This window comes from Nonomuraea ferruginea, from assembly GCF_039540635.1.
GTDB lineage: Bacteria > Actinomycetota > Actinomycetes > Streptosporangiales > Streptosporangiaceae > Nonomuraea > Nonomuraea ferruginea.
The window spans coordinates 1-13,758 of record NZ_BAABFD010000007.1; the positions used below are offsets into that span (position 1 = coordinate 1).

The following is a 13,758-nucleotide window of genomic DNA, read 5'->3' on the forward strand; positions in this document are numbered from 1 at the left end:
GGGTTCGGTGGCCTGCGGCTGAGATGTGGGGGCGGTGGAGTCCGTCAGGGAGTGGGGGGTTTTCGGTGGAGATGGGGTGGTGGGGGAGTGGTCTGCTTGAGGTTGGGGGGACTGAGTCCGGTGGGGAGGTTCGAGCGGGGGGAGGCGGAGGGCTGAGGGTAGTTCGTGGGGGAGGACCTTGGTGTGCCAGTCCGCTACCCGGGCTTCCACCTCGTGGAGGATCCGGCCTAGCTCGTCGCGCCCCGAGATGCCGAGCCGGGTCTCGCCGGTGGGCTCCATGGCGATGACCTCGCCCTGCCAGAGCGGTGGGATCTCCTCCCGGCGGGGGTGGGTCTCCATGACGCCGCTCCGGTAGGCGGCGATGATCTGCTCGGCCCGGGCGTGCACGGCCTCCACCTCGTGGTCGTGCTCGACCAGGGCGTTCTCCCACTCCTGCGCGTACTGGCCGATGCGGGCGCCGGCGCGTTGCACGCTCTCCTGGCTCTCCCGCACCGCCTCCCGCCGCCGCGCCTCACCCCGCCTCCATCGGGCCTCGGCGATGGAGATGAACGCGTCCTCCTCGTAGGGAGCCGCCGGGTGCCCGTCGCGATCACCGTACGATCCCGCCGCACGTGCCCCTGAGCCACCGTACGGTCCTGCTGCGCGTGCCCCAGAGTCACCGTACGGTCCCGCGGAATCGGGGTCTGGCGGATCGCCGTACGGTCCGGGTGAAGGCCTGGAACCTGGTGGATTGCCGTACGGTCCTGCGGAATCGGGTGAAGGCCTGGAACCTGGCGGATACGGATCAGCGGGTGGGCCGGGGTGGCCGTTGGGTGGGGGCTGGGGGAGGAGGTCGGTGCGGCTGAGTTCCAGGAGGATCGCTTCCCGGGCGGCCAGGGACTGGTCGAGTAACTCGCCGCGCCGGGCGGCCAGCCGGCGGCCGGCCTCGGCGATCTGCTCGCGGGCGCGGGCACGTACCTCGGCGACGAACGGGGGCCGGCTCTCAGGGTCGGTGAAGGTCGTCAGCGGGTGTCGCCGGGCGTCGCGCATGCCCTGCCGGCGCGCCTCCTCACGCTCGGCCAGCGGGTCGCCCCGCTTGAACAGCCGCGACAAGAACGCCATCCGGCTCCTCCGGCTCAGAGTCCCTGAGTCCTCAGCCTAAACGCTCCCCTCGCGGAAGCCGGGGTGCCGGAGGAAACGCGAAAGGCGGGGCCGTGAGGGCGGCCCCGCCTTTCGCGTAGGGGAGATCAGGCTTTCTCGGCCTCGCCGGCGGCCTGCTCCAGCGCGTCCTCGGGGGACTGCTCCAGGTCCTGCTCGGCGTCGGCGGCCGCCTGGGCCGACGCCTTGTCCAGGCGGACCCAGCTCGTCACGCTCTCGACGGCGAACAGCACGAACAGGTAGGCCGTCAGCACCGCCAGCACCGGCGTGACCAGGCCGAACGCCGCGCCCGCGCCGATGATGAGGAGCCGCAGCTCCCAGCCGAGCCCGGCGTAGAACACCCAGGCCGGCGGCCAGATGCTCTGCCGGGTCCGGTAGACGGTGTCGTAGGTGTGGTAGCCGACCACGTACACCAGCACGAACAGCAGCCACTTCGGCGCCCCCGCCGCGAGGCCGACCACGATCATGGCGAGGAACTCGGCGGCGCGCAGCAGCGGCGGCGTGAGCCAGTCGAAGCGGCCCAGGTGGTCGCGCGGCGCGGTCGGCAGCACCAGCAGCAGCACGATCAGCGACGGCAGCAGCATCGTGAAGCCCGGCTGGACCAGGCCGGTCACCGTGACGGCGATGACGGCCAGCAGCGCGGCCAGCGTGGCGGGGACCGGCGGCAGGCCCTTGCCGAGCCTGCCCGACAGCACGTGGACGAGGGGACCGTCGTCGCGGTAGGCGAGCAGGCGGGCGGTCTGGATGCGCCGGCGCTCCTCGTCGGGGTCCGGCGTGGGGGTTGCGGCGGCCTGCGGCTGGGTGATCATGCGAGCGACCTCATGAGGCGTCCGGTGAGAGTGTAAACGGCGGCGACGGAGCCCCAGATCACCAGCGTGAGGAAGGTAATGCGGGCGTCGAAGAGCGCAGCGGTGATCGCGATGGCCGCGAACCGCTCGCCGATGGGGAACACGATCATTTTACGCGCCCAGTGGACCGCGCGGTACTTGCCGGCCTTGGACCACATCTTGAGCATGCGCTTGACGCCACTGCTCTGCTCGACCTTGCGGCGCTCCAGGGCCTGGCGCAGGTCACGGTCGTCGCGGGCGTCGAGCGCCAGCGTGGGCAGCTTGGCCGGGGGCTTGCGGCGGTTGGAGATGCCGAAGGAGAAGTCGAGCAGGTGGCGCACGGACTGCAGGCCGATGGCGGCCAGCGCGAAGATCCAGATGTCGTCGCCGCCGTTGCCCGCCACGACCCAGCCCACGGCCAGTCCGGCGAAGACGACGTACTCCTTGAACCGGTCGAACGTGGCGTCGAGCCACGCCCCCAGCACCCCGAACTTGCGGGCGTAGCGGGCGACCTGGCCGTCGACGCAGTCGAACACGAAGGCGAAGTAGATCAGCAGCCCGCCGGCGATCATCCACGGCCGCTGGCCGGTGGCGAAGCAGGCGGCGGCGGCCACGCCGAGGGCGATCGAGATGAGCGTGACCTGGTTGGGCGTCAGCCCCCGCCGGGCCGCCCAGCGGGCGATGAACCGGGAGTAGGTCGAGACGAAGTAGGTGGTGAAGAAGCCGTCGGCGCCCTTGACCGCGTTGTTGAGCCTGGCGCGGTCCTCGTCGAAGCCGGACATCTCGACGGCGGCCTCGTTGGCCTGCTCCTGGGAGGTGACGCGGCGGTAGAACAGGTCGCGGCGGCCCCGGATGCCGACCGACACGCCCTTGCGCACCAGACCGAAGGCGATGATCTGGACCAGGTCGTCGTCGTCGCCGAAGGCGGACGCCATCGCGGCCAGCTCGCGGCAGGTCTCGGCGAGCATCGGCGCGTTGCGCGCGCTGATGTACATCGGGCCGAGCAGCACGGCGTTGGGCCTGGTCACCAGGTGGGTGGCGGTGCCCACCGAGATGACCCTGGTCTTGCCGATGCGGGAGCGGACCGGCAGGCCCTCCACCTCGTTCATGCCGATCTCGGGCTCGGCCTCCGCTATCGGGACGTTACCGTTGAGCTGGTCGTCCTCTGTCTCCTCGCCCTCCTCTTCCGCCACCGGGCGCGGCTCCTTGGCGACGAGGACCAGCGCGCCGCGCTTGGTCTTGTTGATCTGGTAGATCAGCTCGTCGTGGATGACCGAGTTCTCCGGGATGATGAACAGGGGCTCGGTCGCGGACTCCGCGACCTCCGCCAGTGCGCGCAGGGCGGCGGCCACGTCGCCGGAGCCGATCGTGGCGGGCGTCGGGTCCATGGTGAGGACCTGGTTGCGCAGTCGCTCCGCGACGGTGGGATTGCCGGGAAGTGCGGCGAGCCTCAAGCCGGTCGGAGCGGTGTCGGGGCCGGGTGAAGAGCCCAGCAGGACCACGCGGGTCATGACTACCTTTCGGCGGTAACGGAGGGGTGAACAGTGGGCAATGCGGAACAGGCGTCAAAGTCTAGTGACGGTTGCGGAAAGGCGTGTCACACCGCCATGGGAGTAGCACGAAGTGTCGTCACTTTGATACGACCGTAGGATGGCCGGGTGAGTCTCTATCGTGACGAGGGCGTGGTCCTGCGCACGCAGAAGCTCGGCGAGGCCGATCGCATCGTCACGGTTCTGGCCAAGCGCACCGGCAAGATCCGGGCCGTCGCCAAGGGGGTGCGCCGCACCACCTCGCGCTTCGGGGCGAGGCTGGAGCCGTTCACCCACGTCGACCTCCAGCTCCACACCGGCCGCACGCTCGACGTCGTCACCCAGGCGGAGACGATCAGGCCGTACGGCGAGGCGCTGGCGAGCGACTACCCGCGCTACACCGCCGGCACCGCGATGCTGGAGACCGCCGACCGGCTGACCCACGGCGAGAAGGAGCCGGCCCTGCGGCAGTTCCTGCTGCTGGTGGGCGGGCTGCGCACGCTCGGCGAGGGCGATCACGAACCCCGGCTGGTGCTCGACGCCTATTTCCTGCGCTCGCTGGCCGTCGCCGGATACGCGCCCGCGCTGGAGGCGTGCGCCAAGTGCCGGGCGCCCGCGATCAGGGCGTTCGCCATCGTGGCGGGCGGCGTGGTGTGCGGGGCGTGCCGGCCCGCCGGCGCGGCGGTGCCCGCCGGTGAGACGATCGGCCTGATGACGGCGCTGCTGCGCGGCGACTGGGCGACGGCCGACGCGTCCGAGCAGCGACACCGCAGCGAGTGCAGCGGCCTGGTCGCCGCCTATCTGCAATGGCACCTCGAACACGGGATACGCTCGCTCCGCCACGTAGAAAGGGAGCCCGTTTGAACGTCCGCCCGCCGACACCCCATCCGTCCGGCGCGACCCCGCCGCCGATCCCGCGTGAGCTGGTGCCCCGCCACGTGGCCATCGTCATGGACGGCAACGGCCGGTGGGCCAAGGCCCGCGGGCTGCCCCGCACCGAGGGGCACAAAGCGGGGGAGTCGTCGCTGTTCGACGTCATCGAGGGCGCTCTGGAGCTGGGCATCCCCTACCTGAGCGCCTACGCGTTCTCGACGGAGAACTGGAAGCGCTCGCCCGACGAGGTGCGCTTCCTCATGGGCTTCAACCGCGACGTGATCCGCCGCCGCCGCGACGAGCTGCACGCGATGGGCGTGCGGGTGCGCTGGGCGGGCAGGCCGGGCCGGCTGTGGAAGAGCGTGATCTCCGAGCTGCAGTCCGCCGAGGAGATGACCCGGGCCAACCGCAAGCTGACGCTGCAGTTCTGCGTCAACTACGGCGGCCAGGCCGAGATCGTCGACGCGGCACTCAGGCTGGCCGACGACCTCCAGGCGGGCCGGGTCAAGCGGTCCAAGGTCGACGAGAAGGTCTTCGCCCGCTATCTCGACGAGCCCGAGATCCCGGCCGTCGACCTGTTCGTGCGCTCGTCGGGCGAGCAGCGCTTCTCCAACTTCCTGCTGTGGCAGTCGGCCTACGCGGAGATGGTCTTCCTCGACCGGCTCTGGCCCGACTTCGACCGCAGGGACCTGTGGGAGGCGTGCGAGATCTACGCCAAGCGCGACCGGCGTTACGGCGGAGCTCTGCCCAACCCGGTCTAACCGTTCCCCGCGCGGGGAACTCTTCCCGCATGCGGCGACTCGCCTGGCACACCGCGCTGATCATCGCGGCCTACTACGTGGTGCCCCTGCAGGAGGACCAGCCCGACTGGGTGCGGTTCCTGCGGGTGGCCTGCGTGATCGCCGGTCTCGCCCTGGTGTGCTGGAGCGTCGTGAGGGAGGCCAGGCAGCAGTCGGCCGGCGACGAGGGCGGGCTGACCCCGGCCACGCTGGCACTGATCACCGTGGCGGGCGTGGTGCTGTTCGCGCTCGCCGACTACAACGTGGCCTACTGGCGGGAGGGGGAGTTCGCAGGCCTGGAGACCAGGACGGACGCGCTCTACTTCGCGGTCTCCACGCTGGCCACCGTCGGGTTCGGCGACGTGCACGCGCAGGGTCAGCTGGCCAGAGGGCTGGTGCTGGTGCAGATGGCGTTCAACCTCATCGTGCTGGCCACCGCCGCGACCCTGCTGACCGGCAAGCTCAAGGCGGGTCAGGCGCGGCGGCGGGCGCGGTAGGCGGCGACGTGCATGCGGTTGCCGCAGGTGCGGCTGTCGCAGTAGACGCGGCTGCGGTTGCGCGACTCGTCGACGAAGACGTGCTCGCAGTCGGGCGCCGCGCAGGTGCGGAGCCGCTCCCACTCGTCCTCCACCAGCAGGTGGGCCAGCGCGACGCCGCAGTCGGCGGCCAGGTGCTCGGCCAGCGTGGCGTCCGGGGCGAAGTAGTGGACGTGCAGCGGATGGCCGTCGTGCTCGGTCAGGCGCGGCGTTATGCGCGTCTCGGAGAGCAGCCCGTTGAGCAGGCGCACCGCCGTCGGCTGGTCGGCCGCGGTGAAGACGCGGTAGAACGCCTCCCGTATCATCCGGACCTGGCCCAGATCACGCGCGGTGAGCCCGCCCAGACCGCTGACCTGCCGCCCCTCGACGAAGGACTGCAGCTCGGTCAGAGTGGCGAGCCGGTCTTCGCCGCCCGTCGACGGGGAGGTGTTGACGAGCTCGACGACGGTGCCCAGGGAATGCTGCATGTCATGGCCAAAGGGCATGTTGACTCCTGTCGGGGCCGGTTCTAGCGTGGTCGCAGCGTATCTCTCCCACGGGGGGCCTGGGATTTCCGATGAGTTCACACCGCCGAATCGTGCTGATCGCGATCGCAGGCGCTCTGATCATTTCCACCTCCGGGCCGCTCGTCCGGCTCGCCGACGTGGCGCCGGCGACCTCGGCGATCTTCCGGTGCGCGTACGCGATCCCGCCCCTGATCGTGCTCGCCACGCTGGAGCGGCGCCGGCGCGGGCCGTTCAGGGGCAGGCCCCGCCTGCTGGCGTGGGTCGCGGGCGTGATGTTCGCGCTCGACCTGTTGTTCTGGCACCACTCGATCGCGTACGTGGGCGCCGGGCTGGCCACGGTGCTCGGCAATCTCCAGGTGTTCATCGTGGCGTTCGCCGCCTGGGCGATCTTCCGTGAGCGGCCGTCGCGCGCCCTGATGGCGGCCACCCCGGTGGTGTTCGGCGGCGTCGTGCTGATCTCCGGCGTGTTCGACCGGGCCGCGTACGGCGTCGACCCGGTGCTCGGGGTGGTCACCGGCGTCGCCACGTCGCTCTCGTACGCGGCCTTCCTGCTGCTCATGAAGAGCGCCTCCGACCGCTCGGCGGCGCCGCTCGCGCACGCCACCGTCGTGGCCACGCTCGCCATGACGGCGCTCAGCCCGGTCTTCGGCGGCGCCGACCTCACCGTCAGCTGGCCCGAGCACGGCTGGCTGCTGGTGCTCGCGCTCGGGCCGCAGGTGCTCGGCTGGTCGCTCATCACGTACTCGCTGCCCCGCCAGCCCGCCGCGCTGACCGCGCTGCTGCTGCTCGTCCAGCCGATGACGACGGTCGGCCTGTCGGCGGCCGTGCTCGGCGAGCGTCCGTCGGCGCTGCAGCTCGCGGGCTGCGCGGTGGTCGTGCTCGGCGTGCTGTGGGGGTCACGTCGCGATCAGCCCGCCTCCGGCGGCTTGGAGCAGGACGAGCAGGTGCCGAAGACCTCGACGGTGTGAGTGATCTCGGTGAAGCCGTGGTCGGCGCCGATGGTTTCGGCCCAGCGCTCCACGGCGGGGCCCGCCACCTCGACGGTGTGGCCGCAGCGGCGGCAGACCAGATGGTGGTGGTGCTCGCCGGTGGCGCACGCGCGGTAGACCGACTCGCCTTCGTCGTTGCGCAGCACGTCGACCTTGCCGTGGTCGGCCAGCGTCTGCAGCGCGCGGTAGACCGTGGTCAGCCCGATCTTCGCGCCGTGCTGGCGCATCTCCGTATAGACGTCCTGGGCGCTGCGGAACCCCTCGCTCTGACGCAGGGTTTCGTGGACGGCCTGCCGCCTGGAGGTCATCTGACCTCCTTGACGCGGACGCTGCCTGCCTGCTGGCTCACGTTCGACTCCTGGGATCGGCCTTGACGTACGAATCTACCGACACCGAGGGCCAGGACGAAGCCGGCCAGGGCGAGAAGGACGATGGCCGCCCCCGGCGGCACCCGCGTGGAGGCGGTCGAGGCGAGGAGCCCGCCCACCGACGCCACCACGCCGAACACCATGGCCAGCAGCATCGTCGTGCGGAATCCTCTGGTGAGCTGCTGGCTGGTCGCCACCGGGATCACCATGAGCGCGCTGACCAGCAGCAGGCCGACCACCCGCATGGCGATGACCACGGTCAGCGCGGCCGTGACCGCGACCAGCACGCTGAGGAAGCGCACCGGCAGCCCGCTGGCCCTGGCCATCTCCTCGTCCTGGCAGAGCACGAACAGCTCCCTGCCGAAGACCGTGACCACCCCGAGCACCAGCACGGCCAGGCCGCCGATGACCCAGATGTCCTCGGTCGTGACGCTGGCGATGGCGCCGAACAGGTAGGAGTTGAGCTTGGCGTTGCTGCCGCCGGGCGCGATGCCCATGAGCATGACGCCGCCCGCGATGCCGCCGTAGAACAGCAGCGCCAGCGCCACGTCGCCGCTCGTGCGGCCGCGCGCCCTGACCAGCTCGATGGCGAGGGCCCCCGCGATCGCCACCACGACGGCCGTCAGCACCGGGGCGGTGCCGGTCAGGAAGCCGAGCGCGACGCCGGTCAGCGCCACGTGGCCGATGCCGTCGCCGAGCAGGGCCAGCCTGCGCTGCACGATGAACGTGCCCACGGCGGGCGCGCAGAGCCCCACCAGCAGGGCGGCGATCAGCGCGAGCTGGAAGAACTGCTTGTCGAGCAGGCTCAGGTCGATCATGGTTCTCCCTGCCAGCCGCGGAGCGGGCCCGCGGCGGCTTCGGCGGCGTGCGGGTGCACGTGCTCGTGACCCGGTCTGGCGCAGTCGCCCTCCGGCTCGGGGGGCGGCCCGTCATGGGCGATGCGGCCCTCCCGGACCACCACGCCGCGCGTGATGAGCGGCTCCAGCGGGCCCAGCTCGTGCGCGACCAGGACGATGGTCTTCCCGGCGGACACCAGGCGGGCGAGCGTGTCGGCGAGCAGCCGCTGGGTCCCGGCGTCGACGCCGGCGGTCGGCTCGTCCATCACGTAGGTGTCGGGCTCCCCGGCCAGCGCGCGGGCGATGAGCACCCGCTGCTGCTGACCTCCGGACAGGGCCTGCGCCGAGTCGCCGGCCCGGTCGGCCAGCCCCACCGCATCCAGGGCGCGGGCCACGGCCTCCCGGTCCTCCTGACGGTAGGGGCTCAGCCTGCGCCGCCGGGCGACCCGGCCGGAGGTGACGACCTCCCGTACGGTGGCGGGCACGCCGCCGCCGATCGCCAGGCGCTGCGGCACGTAGCCGATGCGCCACCAGTGGCGGAAACGCGCGGGCGGTGAGCCGTAGAGCAGGGTCGTGCCGCCGGACAGCGGCGTGAGCCCGAGCAGCGCGCGCACGAGCGTCGACTTGCCCGAGCCGTTGGCGCCCATGATGGTCACGACCTCGCCCTCGCGGACGGTCAGGTCGACGCCTGCCAGCACAGGCCGGCCGTCGAGCGCGACCCGCCCGCCGGTCATCGCGAACGCGGTCTCGCTCATGTGGTGCACCCCAGGGCCGTCTGCAATGTCCTCAGATTGTCGCGCATCGCGGACGCGTAATCGCCGGAAGGCGCGCTCTCCAGCGGGTCGAGCACCGCGGTCTTCGCGCCGACCTCGCCGGCCAGCACCTCGGCCACCTTGGGGCTGACCAGCGCCTCGGTGAAGATCGTGGTCACCTTCTCGCGCTTGGCCAGCTCGGCCACCTCGGCCAGCCGGGCGGGCGAGGGCTCGGACTCGGGGTCGAGCGTGATGCCCACCTGCTCCAGCTTGTAGCGGTCGGCCAGATAGCCGAACGCCTCGTGCGCGGTGACCATCGTGCGCGTCGAGCAGGTGGCCAGGCCCTGGCTGAACTCCTCGTCCAGCGCGGTGAGCGAGGCGGCGGTCTTGGCGGCGCGGTCCTTGAACGCCTGCGCGTGCGCGGGGTCGGCGGCGGCCAGCCGCTCGCCCAGCTCCGTGGCGACGGCGGCGAACCTGGACGGGTCGAGCCACAGGTGCGGATCGTAGGAGACCTCGTGGTCGTGGGCCTCCTCGCCTTCCTCGTGCTCGTGCTCGTCGTGCCCGCCCGCCGGGATCGTCCGGACGGCGGTGGCGGCGTCGAACGCCGTGTCGGGCGTGACGGCCTCGTCCACGGCGGGCTGGACGCCCTTGATGTAGACGGTGAGCGCCGCGTCCTCCAGCTGGGCCATCTGGTGGGCGCCCAGCTCCATGTCGTGCGGCTCGACACCGGGAGTGGTCAGGCTCGACACCTGGACGTCGGAGCCGCCGACCTGCTCGGTGATCCACTGCAGCGGATAGAAGGCGGCGACCACCTGCGGAGTGTCTCCGGTGGCCGCGCCGGTCCCGGCGTCGGCGCCGCACGCGGTCGTGGCCAGCAACGTCGCGCCCGCGAGCGCCCCAGCGACCCGCATACGGGAATGTCCTGACATCATGTGAGTCAGTATGCCGGGAAATGAAAATGGTTGTCAAAATCGATGGCTTGGGATGCCGGACGGCGGCTGGGGGCCAGGCCTTCCGCACGGCATCCCGCCATCACCTCGGGGGAGGTACGCCGGCTGAGCCGTAGCCGGCACCCGAGGTGAGGTCCAGCCGCTGTTCGCCCGCGTAGACGTTCATCGAGTCCCCGCGCAGGAACCCGATGAGCGTCAGGCCCTCCTCGGCGGCCAGCTCGACCGCGAGGGAGGACGGGGCGGAGACCGCGGCGAGCACCGGGACGCCCCCCATCACCGCCTTCTGCACCAGCTCGAAGGAGGCCCGGCCGGACACCATCAGGACGGTGCCGCGCAACGGCAGCCGCCCGTTCCTGAGCGCCCAGCCCAGGAGCTTGTCCACCGCGTTGTGCCGGCCCACGTCCTCGCGGACGCAGAGCGGCTCCCCCTCGGCGGTGAACAGACCGGCGGCGTGCAGCCCGCCGGTCCGGTCGAAGACCCGCTGGGCCGCGCGCAGCCTGCCGGGCAGGGCCGCCACGGTCGCCCGGCCGAGTTCGACGGGGTCGTCGTGCGCGGCCCAGCGGGCGACGGTGCGCACCGCCTCCAGCGAGGCCTTGCCGCAGACCCCGCAGGAGGAGGTGGTGTAGAAGTTGCGCGGGGCCGGGGCCTGGACGCCTGGCGCGAGCCGCACGTCCAGGACGTTGTAGGTGTTCTGCCCGTCTGCGGTGGCGCCCGCGCAGTAGCGGATCGTGGCGATGTCGTCCGCCGAGCCGACGGCCCCCTCGCTGACGAGGAAACCGGCGGCCAGGTCGAAGTCGTCGCCCGGGGTCCGCATGGTGACGGTCAGCGGGGTGCCGTCGAGCCGGATCTCCAGCGGCTCCTCCGCGGCGAGCGAGTCGATCCTGCGCGTCGGGGCGGCGTCCCTGATGCGCAGGATGCGGCGCTTGACGGAGACCCTAGACATAGCCGAACCCGAACCGTCCCTTGACGCAGAGATTGCCATGGGTGACCGGGTTGTCGTGCGGCGACGTCACCTTCACGATCTTGTTGTCCTGCACGTGCAGGGTCAGGTTGCAGCCGACCCCGCAGTAGCTGCAGATCGTCGTGGTCTCGGTCTGCCGCGACTCGTCCCAGGTGCCCTCGGCCCGCATGTCGAACTCGGTCTTGAACGACAGCGCCCCGGTGGGGCACACCTCCACGCAGTTGCCGCAGTAGACGCAGGCCGAGTCGGTGAGCGGCGCGTCGAACTCGGTGGAGATCGTCGCGTCGAAGCCCCGGCCGGCCACGCCGATGGCGAACGAGTTCTGCCACTGCTCGCCGCACGCGTCGACGCACTTGTAGCAGAGGATGCATTTGCCGTAGTCGCGCACGTACAGCTCGTTGTCGACCTTGGCGGGCTGCTCGACGGTGGCGGCGTCGTCGCCGAACCGGCCGGGTTCGGCGCCGTACTCCTCGATCCACTCGGCCGCCCGCGGCGTCGTGGACAGGTCGACCGACGAGCCGAGCAGTTCCAGCACGACCTTTCGGCTGTGGCGGGTGCGCTCGGTGTCGGTGCCGACCGTCATGCCCGGCTCCACCTTCCTGGAGCAGGCGGGGGCGAGCGTCCGCGACCCCTCCACCTCGACGACGCACACCCGGCAGGCGTTCTTCGGGGTGAGCGTGTCGCCGTAGCAGAGGGTCGGGACGTCCTTGCCCGCCGCCGCGCAGGCGTCCAGGATCGTCGAGCCTTCAGGCACGCGGACGTTCTCGCCGTCGATCTCGACGTCGACGAGCCGCCGAGGCGGCTGCAGCGGGATCACCGGTACACCCCCAAGCGGTCGATGGCTGATTCCACGGCGTTCCAGGCGGTCTGGCCGAGCCCGCAGATCGAGGCGTCCCGCATGGTCTGCCCGACCTCGCGCAGCAGCAGCAGGTCCCGCTCGTCCACCCGCTCCGACAGGCGGTGCAGCGCCTCCTCCTGTCGTACGGTGCCGACCCGGCAGGGCACGCACTGCCCGCACGACTCGTCACGGAAGAACTCGGCGATGCGCAGCAGGATCGCCTTGAGGTCCACGCTGTCGTCCAGCACGAGCACCACGCCGGAGCCCAGCGTGGCGCCCGCCTGCCTGGTGCCCTCGAACGTCAGCGGGATGTCGGGATCGGTCACGAACGCCCCGGCCGCGCCGCCGAGGAGCACCGCCCGCGGCTCGCCCACCGGGCCCGCCAGGTCCATCAGCTCGCGGAGCGTCGCCCCGAACGGCAGCTCGTAGATGCCGGGCCGGGCGACGCCGCCGGACACGCAGAACAGCTTCGTGCCGGTCGAGGACCCGGTGCCGGTCGCGGCGTACGCCTGGGCGCCGTGCTCCAGGATCGGCAGCACGTTGACCAGCGTCTCCACGTTGTTGACCACCGTGGGCTTGCCGAACAGGCCCTTCTCCACCGGGAACGGCGGCTTGCTGCGCGGCTCGCCGCGGAAGCCCTCGATGGAGTTGAAGATCGCGGTCTCCTCGCCGCAGATGTACGCGCCCGCGCCCCTTCTCAGCTCGATGTCGAAGTCGAAGTCGTGGCCGAGGATGCCGGCGCCGAGCAGGCCCCTGGCGCGGGCGGTGGCGATCGCGTGCTCCAGCCTCCTGACGGCCCTCGGGTACTCGCCCCTGATGTAGAGGTAGCCCTTGGCGCAGCCGGTGGCGTAGGCGGCGATCGTCATGGCCTCGACGAGCGCGTACGGGTCGCCCTCCATGATCACGCGATCCTTGAAGGTGCCCGGCTCGCTCTCGTCGGCGTTGCACACCAGGTAGTGCGGGTGGTCGGGCTGGCGTGCGGCGGCGTCCCACTTGCGGCCCGTCGGGAAGGCCGCGCCGCCCCGGCCGACCAGCCCCGACTCCAGCACCTCGCGGATCACCCCGGCGGGGCCGAGCCGGAAGGCCCGGCGCAGCGCGGCGTACCCGCCGTTGGCCCGGTAGTCGTCCAGGCTCGCCGGGTCCGCCACGCCGATGCGGCGCAGCAGGACGAGCCCGTCCTGCCCGGCCTGGGGCACGGCGGCCTCGGCGGGAGGCTCCCCGGCGTCCCCCGTCTGCCTGGCGCGCGGCCCGTCGGAGGCGGCCGTGCCGTTCGCGGCCGCGCCGTTGGAGGTCGTGCTGGAGGAGTCGTTGAGCGGGACGCCGCCCGAGCCGGGCAAGCCCGTCCAGATTCCGTCCCCGATCGTCTCCGGGAGAACCGGCCCGTACACGTCGGCCGTGGGCGGGTCGCCCGCCTCCAGGGCGAGGGCCGCCGGGGCGCGCTCGCACAGGCCGAGGCACGGGCTCGGCTGCCAGGACTCGCCGGGCGGGCCGAGCCGCTCCTCGACGCGCCGCCGTACCGCGTCCGCGCCCTTGGCGTGGCAGGCGAGGTCGGTGCAGACGTGCAGCACCCGGGGCGGGCGCGGTTTCACGGAGAGCAGCGAGTAGAAGGTCGCCACCCCGTACGCCTCGGCGGGCGGCACGGTGAGGCGGCGGCAGATGTAGTCGAGCGCGCCCTCGCTGATCCACCCCACCCGGTCGTTGACCGCGTGCAGGGCCGGCAGCAGCAGGTCGCGGGAGCTCTCGGCGCGGGCCGCGACCCGCAGGTCGGTCGCGGTCCGCTCGCCGCCGTCCCAGGCGGAGGCGGGCGGCCCGAGCAGCGCGTCGACCGCCTCGCGCTCCTCGGCCGTCGGCTCCGCGTCACGGAATCGCAGATCCAT

14 protein-coding genes and 1 pseudogene are annotated in these 13,758 nt (G+C 72.0%); 4 read left to right on the forward strand and 11 right to left on the reverse strand.

The genetic code is table 11. The features are described 5' to 3' along the window. From ABD999_RS14820 to ABD999_RS14830, 3 genes and pseudogenes are all read right to left on the reverse strand, one after another. Positions 1–1,101: pseudogene (locus ABD999_RS14820) on the reverse strand (hypothetical protein); the annotation flags it as partial. A gap of 125 nt (positions 1,102–1,226) precedes the next feature. Next, positions 1,227–1,946: a DUF5941 domain-containing protein gene (locus ABD999_RS14825; protein WP_148033384.1), complete on the reverse strand. Its 720-nt coding sequence runs from the start codon at positions 1,944–1,946 to the stop codon at positions 1,227–1,229. After that, positions 1,943–3,475: a CDP-alcohol phosphatidyltransferase family protein gene (locus tag ABD999_RS14830; RefSeq protein WP_148033383.1), complete on the reverse strand. Its 1,533-nt coding sequence runs from the start codon at positions 3,473–3,475 to the stop codon at positions 1,943–1,945. Before ABD999_RS14830 ends, ABD999_RS14825 begins: the two co-directional genes overlap by 4 nt. Before the next feature lie 147 nt (positions 3,476–3,622). On the opposite strand from ABD999_RS14830, the gene recO reads away from it, so the two are divergent. From recO to ABD999_RS14845, 3 genes are read left to right on the forward strand one after another with little or no spacing between them, the layout of a single operon-like run. Continuing rightward, positions 3,623–4,357 carry a DNA repair protein RecO gene (gene recO / locus ABD999_RS14835; RefSeq protein WP_148033382.1) on the forward strand — a complete coding sequence of 245 codons (735 nt, stop codon included), beginning with the start codon at positions 3,623–3,625 and terminating at the stop codon, positions 4,355–4,357. Beyond that, positions 4,354–5,127, forward strand: coding sequence for an isoprenyl transferase (locus ABD999_RS14840; protein ID WP_148033381.1), 774 nt, complete (start codon positions 4,354–4,356; stop codon positions 5,125–5,127). The genes recO and ABD999_RS14840 overlap by 4 nt, the downstream gene beginning before the upstream one ends. A gap of 29 nt (positions 5,128–5,156) precedes the next feature. After that, positions 5,157–5,642 carry a potassium channel family protein gene (locus tag ABD999_RS14845; protein ID WP_219549717.1) on the forward strand — a complete coding sequence of 162 codons (486 nt, stop codon included), beginning with the start codon at positions 5,157–5,159 and terminating at the stop codon, positions 5,640–5,642. Here the strand turns inward: ABD999_RS14845 and ABD999_RS14850 are convergent. Beyond that, positions 5,618–6,166 carry a CGNR zinc finger domain-containing protein gene (locus tag ABD999_RS14850; protein ID WP_148033379.1) on the reverse strand — a complete coding sequence of 183 codons (549 nt, stop codon included), beginning with the start codon at positions 6,164–6,166 and terminating at the stop codon, positions 5,618–5,620. The genes ABD999_RS14845 and ABD999_RS14850 overlap by 25 nt on opposite strands. Positions 6,167–6,258: 92 nt before the next feature. Here ABD999_RS14850 and ABD999_RS14855 point away from each other — a divergent pair, with 92 nt between their 5' ends. Next, complete coding sequence (locus ABD999_RS14855) at positions 6,259–7,155, forward strand: DMT family transporter (RefSeq protein ID WP_271279832.1); 897 nt, start codon at positions 6,259–6,261, stop codon at positions 7,153–7,155. Here ABD999_RS14855 and ABD999_RS14860 read toward each other — a convergent pair. The 7 genes from ABD999_RS14860 to ABD999_RS14890 form a co-directional block, all read right to left on the reverse strand. Continuing rightward, on the reverse strand, positions 7,095–7,484 hold the full coding sequence (locus ABD999_RS14860; RefSeq protein WP_219549718.1) for a Fur family transcriptional regulator: 390 nt from the start codon (positions 7,482–7,484) through the stop codon (positions 7,095–7,097). The genes ABD999_RS14855 and ABD999_RS14860 overlap by 61 nt on opposite strands. Beyond that, a complete protein-coding gene (locus tag ABD999_RS14865) occupies positions 7,481–8,362 on the reverse strand; it encodes a metal ABC transporter permease (RefSeq protein WP_148033376.1) in 882 nt (293 codons plus the stop codon). The genes ABD999_RS14860 and ABD999_RS14865 overlap by 4 nt, the downstream gene beginning before the upstream one ends. Continuing rightward, positions 8,359–9,135 (reverse strand): metal ABC transporter ATP-binding protein, encoded by a 777-nt coding sequence (locus ABD999_RS14870; RefSeq protein WP_271279833.1) that lies wholly within the window; start codon positions 9,133–9,135, stop codon positions 8,359–8,361. The genes ABD999_RS14865 and ABD999_RS14870 overlap by 4 nt, the downstream gene beginning before the upstream one ends. Further along, the gene (locus tag ABD999_RS14875; protein ID WP_261808748.1) at positions 9,132–10,043 is read right to left on the reverse strand and encodes a metal ABC transporter substrate-binding protein; all 912 of its coding nucleotides are present in this window, start codon (positions 10,041–10,043) and stop codon (positions 9,132–9,134) included. The genes ABD999_RS14870 and ABD999_RS14875 overlap by 4 nt, the downstream gene beginning before the upstream one ends. A gap of 121 nt (positions 10,044–10,164) precedes the next feature. Continuing rightward, positions 10,165–11,025: a formate dehydrogenase accessory sulfurtransferase FdhD gene (gene fdhD / locus ABD999_RS14880; RefSeq protein ID WP_148033373.1), complete on the reverse strand. Its 861-nt coding sequence runs from the start codon at positions 11,023–11,025 to the stop codon at positions 10,165–10,167. Then, entirely contained in the window at positions 11,018–11,857 is an 840-nt protein-coding gene (locus tag ABD999_RS14885; protein WP_261808883.1) for a 2Fe-2S iron-sulfur cluster-binding protein, read from the reverse strand. The genes fdhD and ABD999_RS14885 overlap by 8 nt, the downstream gene beginning before the upstream one ends. Then, positions 11,857–13,758, reverse strand: coding sequence for an NAD(P)H-dependent oxidoreductase subunit E (locus ABD999_RS14890; protein ID WP_345482746.1), 1,902 nt, complete (start codon positions 13,756–13,758; stop codon positions 11,857–11,859). Before ABD999_RS14890 ends, ABD999_RS14885 begins: the two co-directional genes overlap by 1 nt.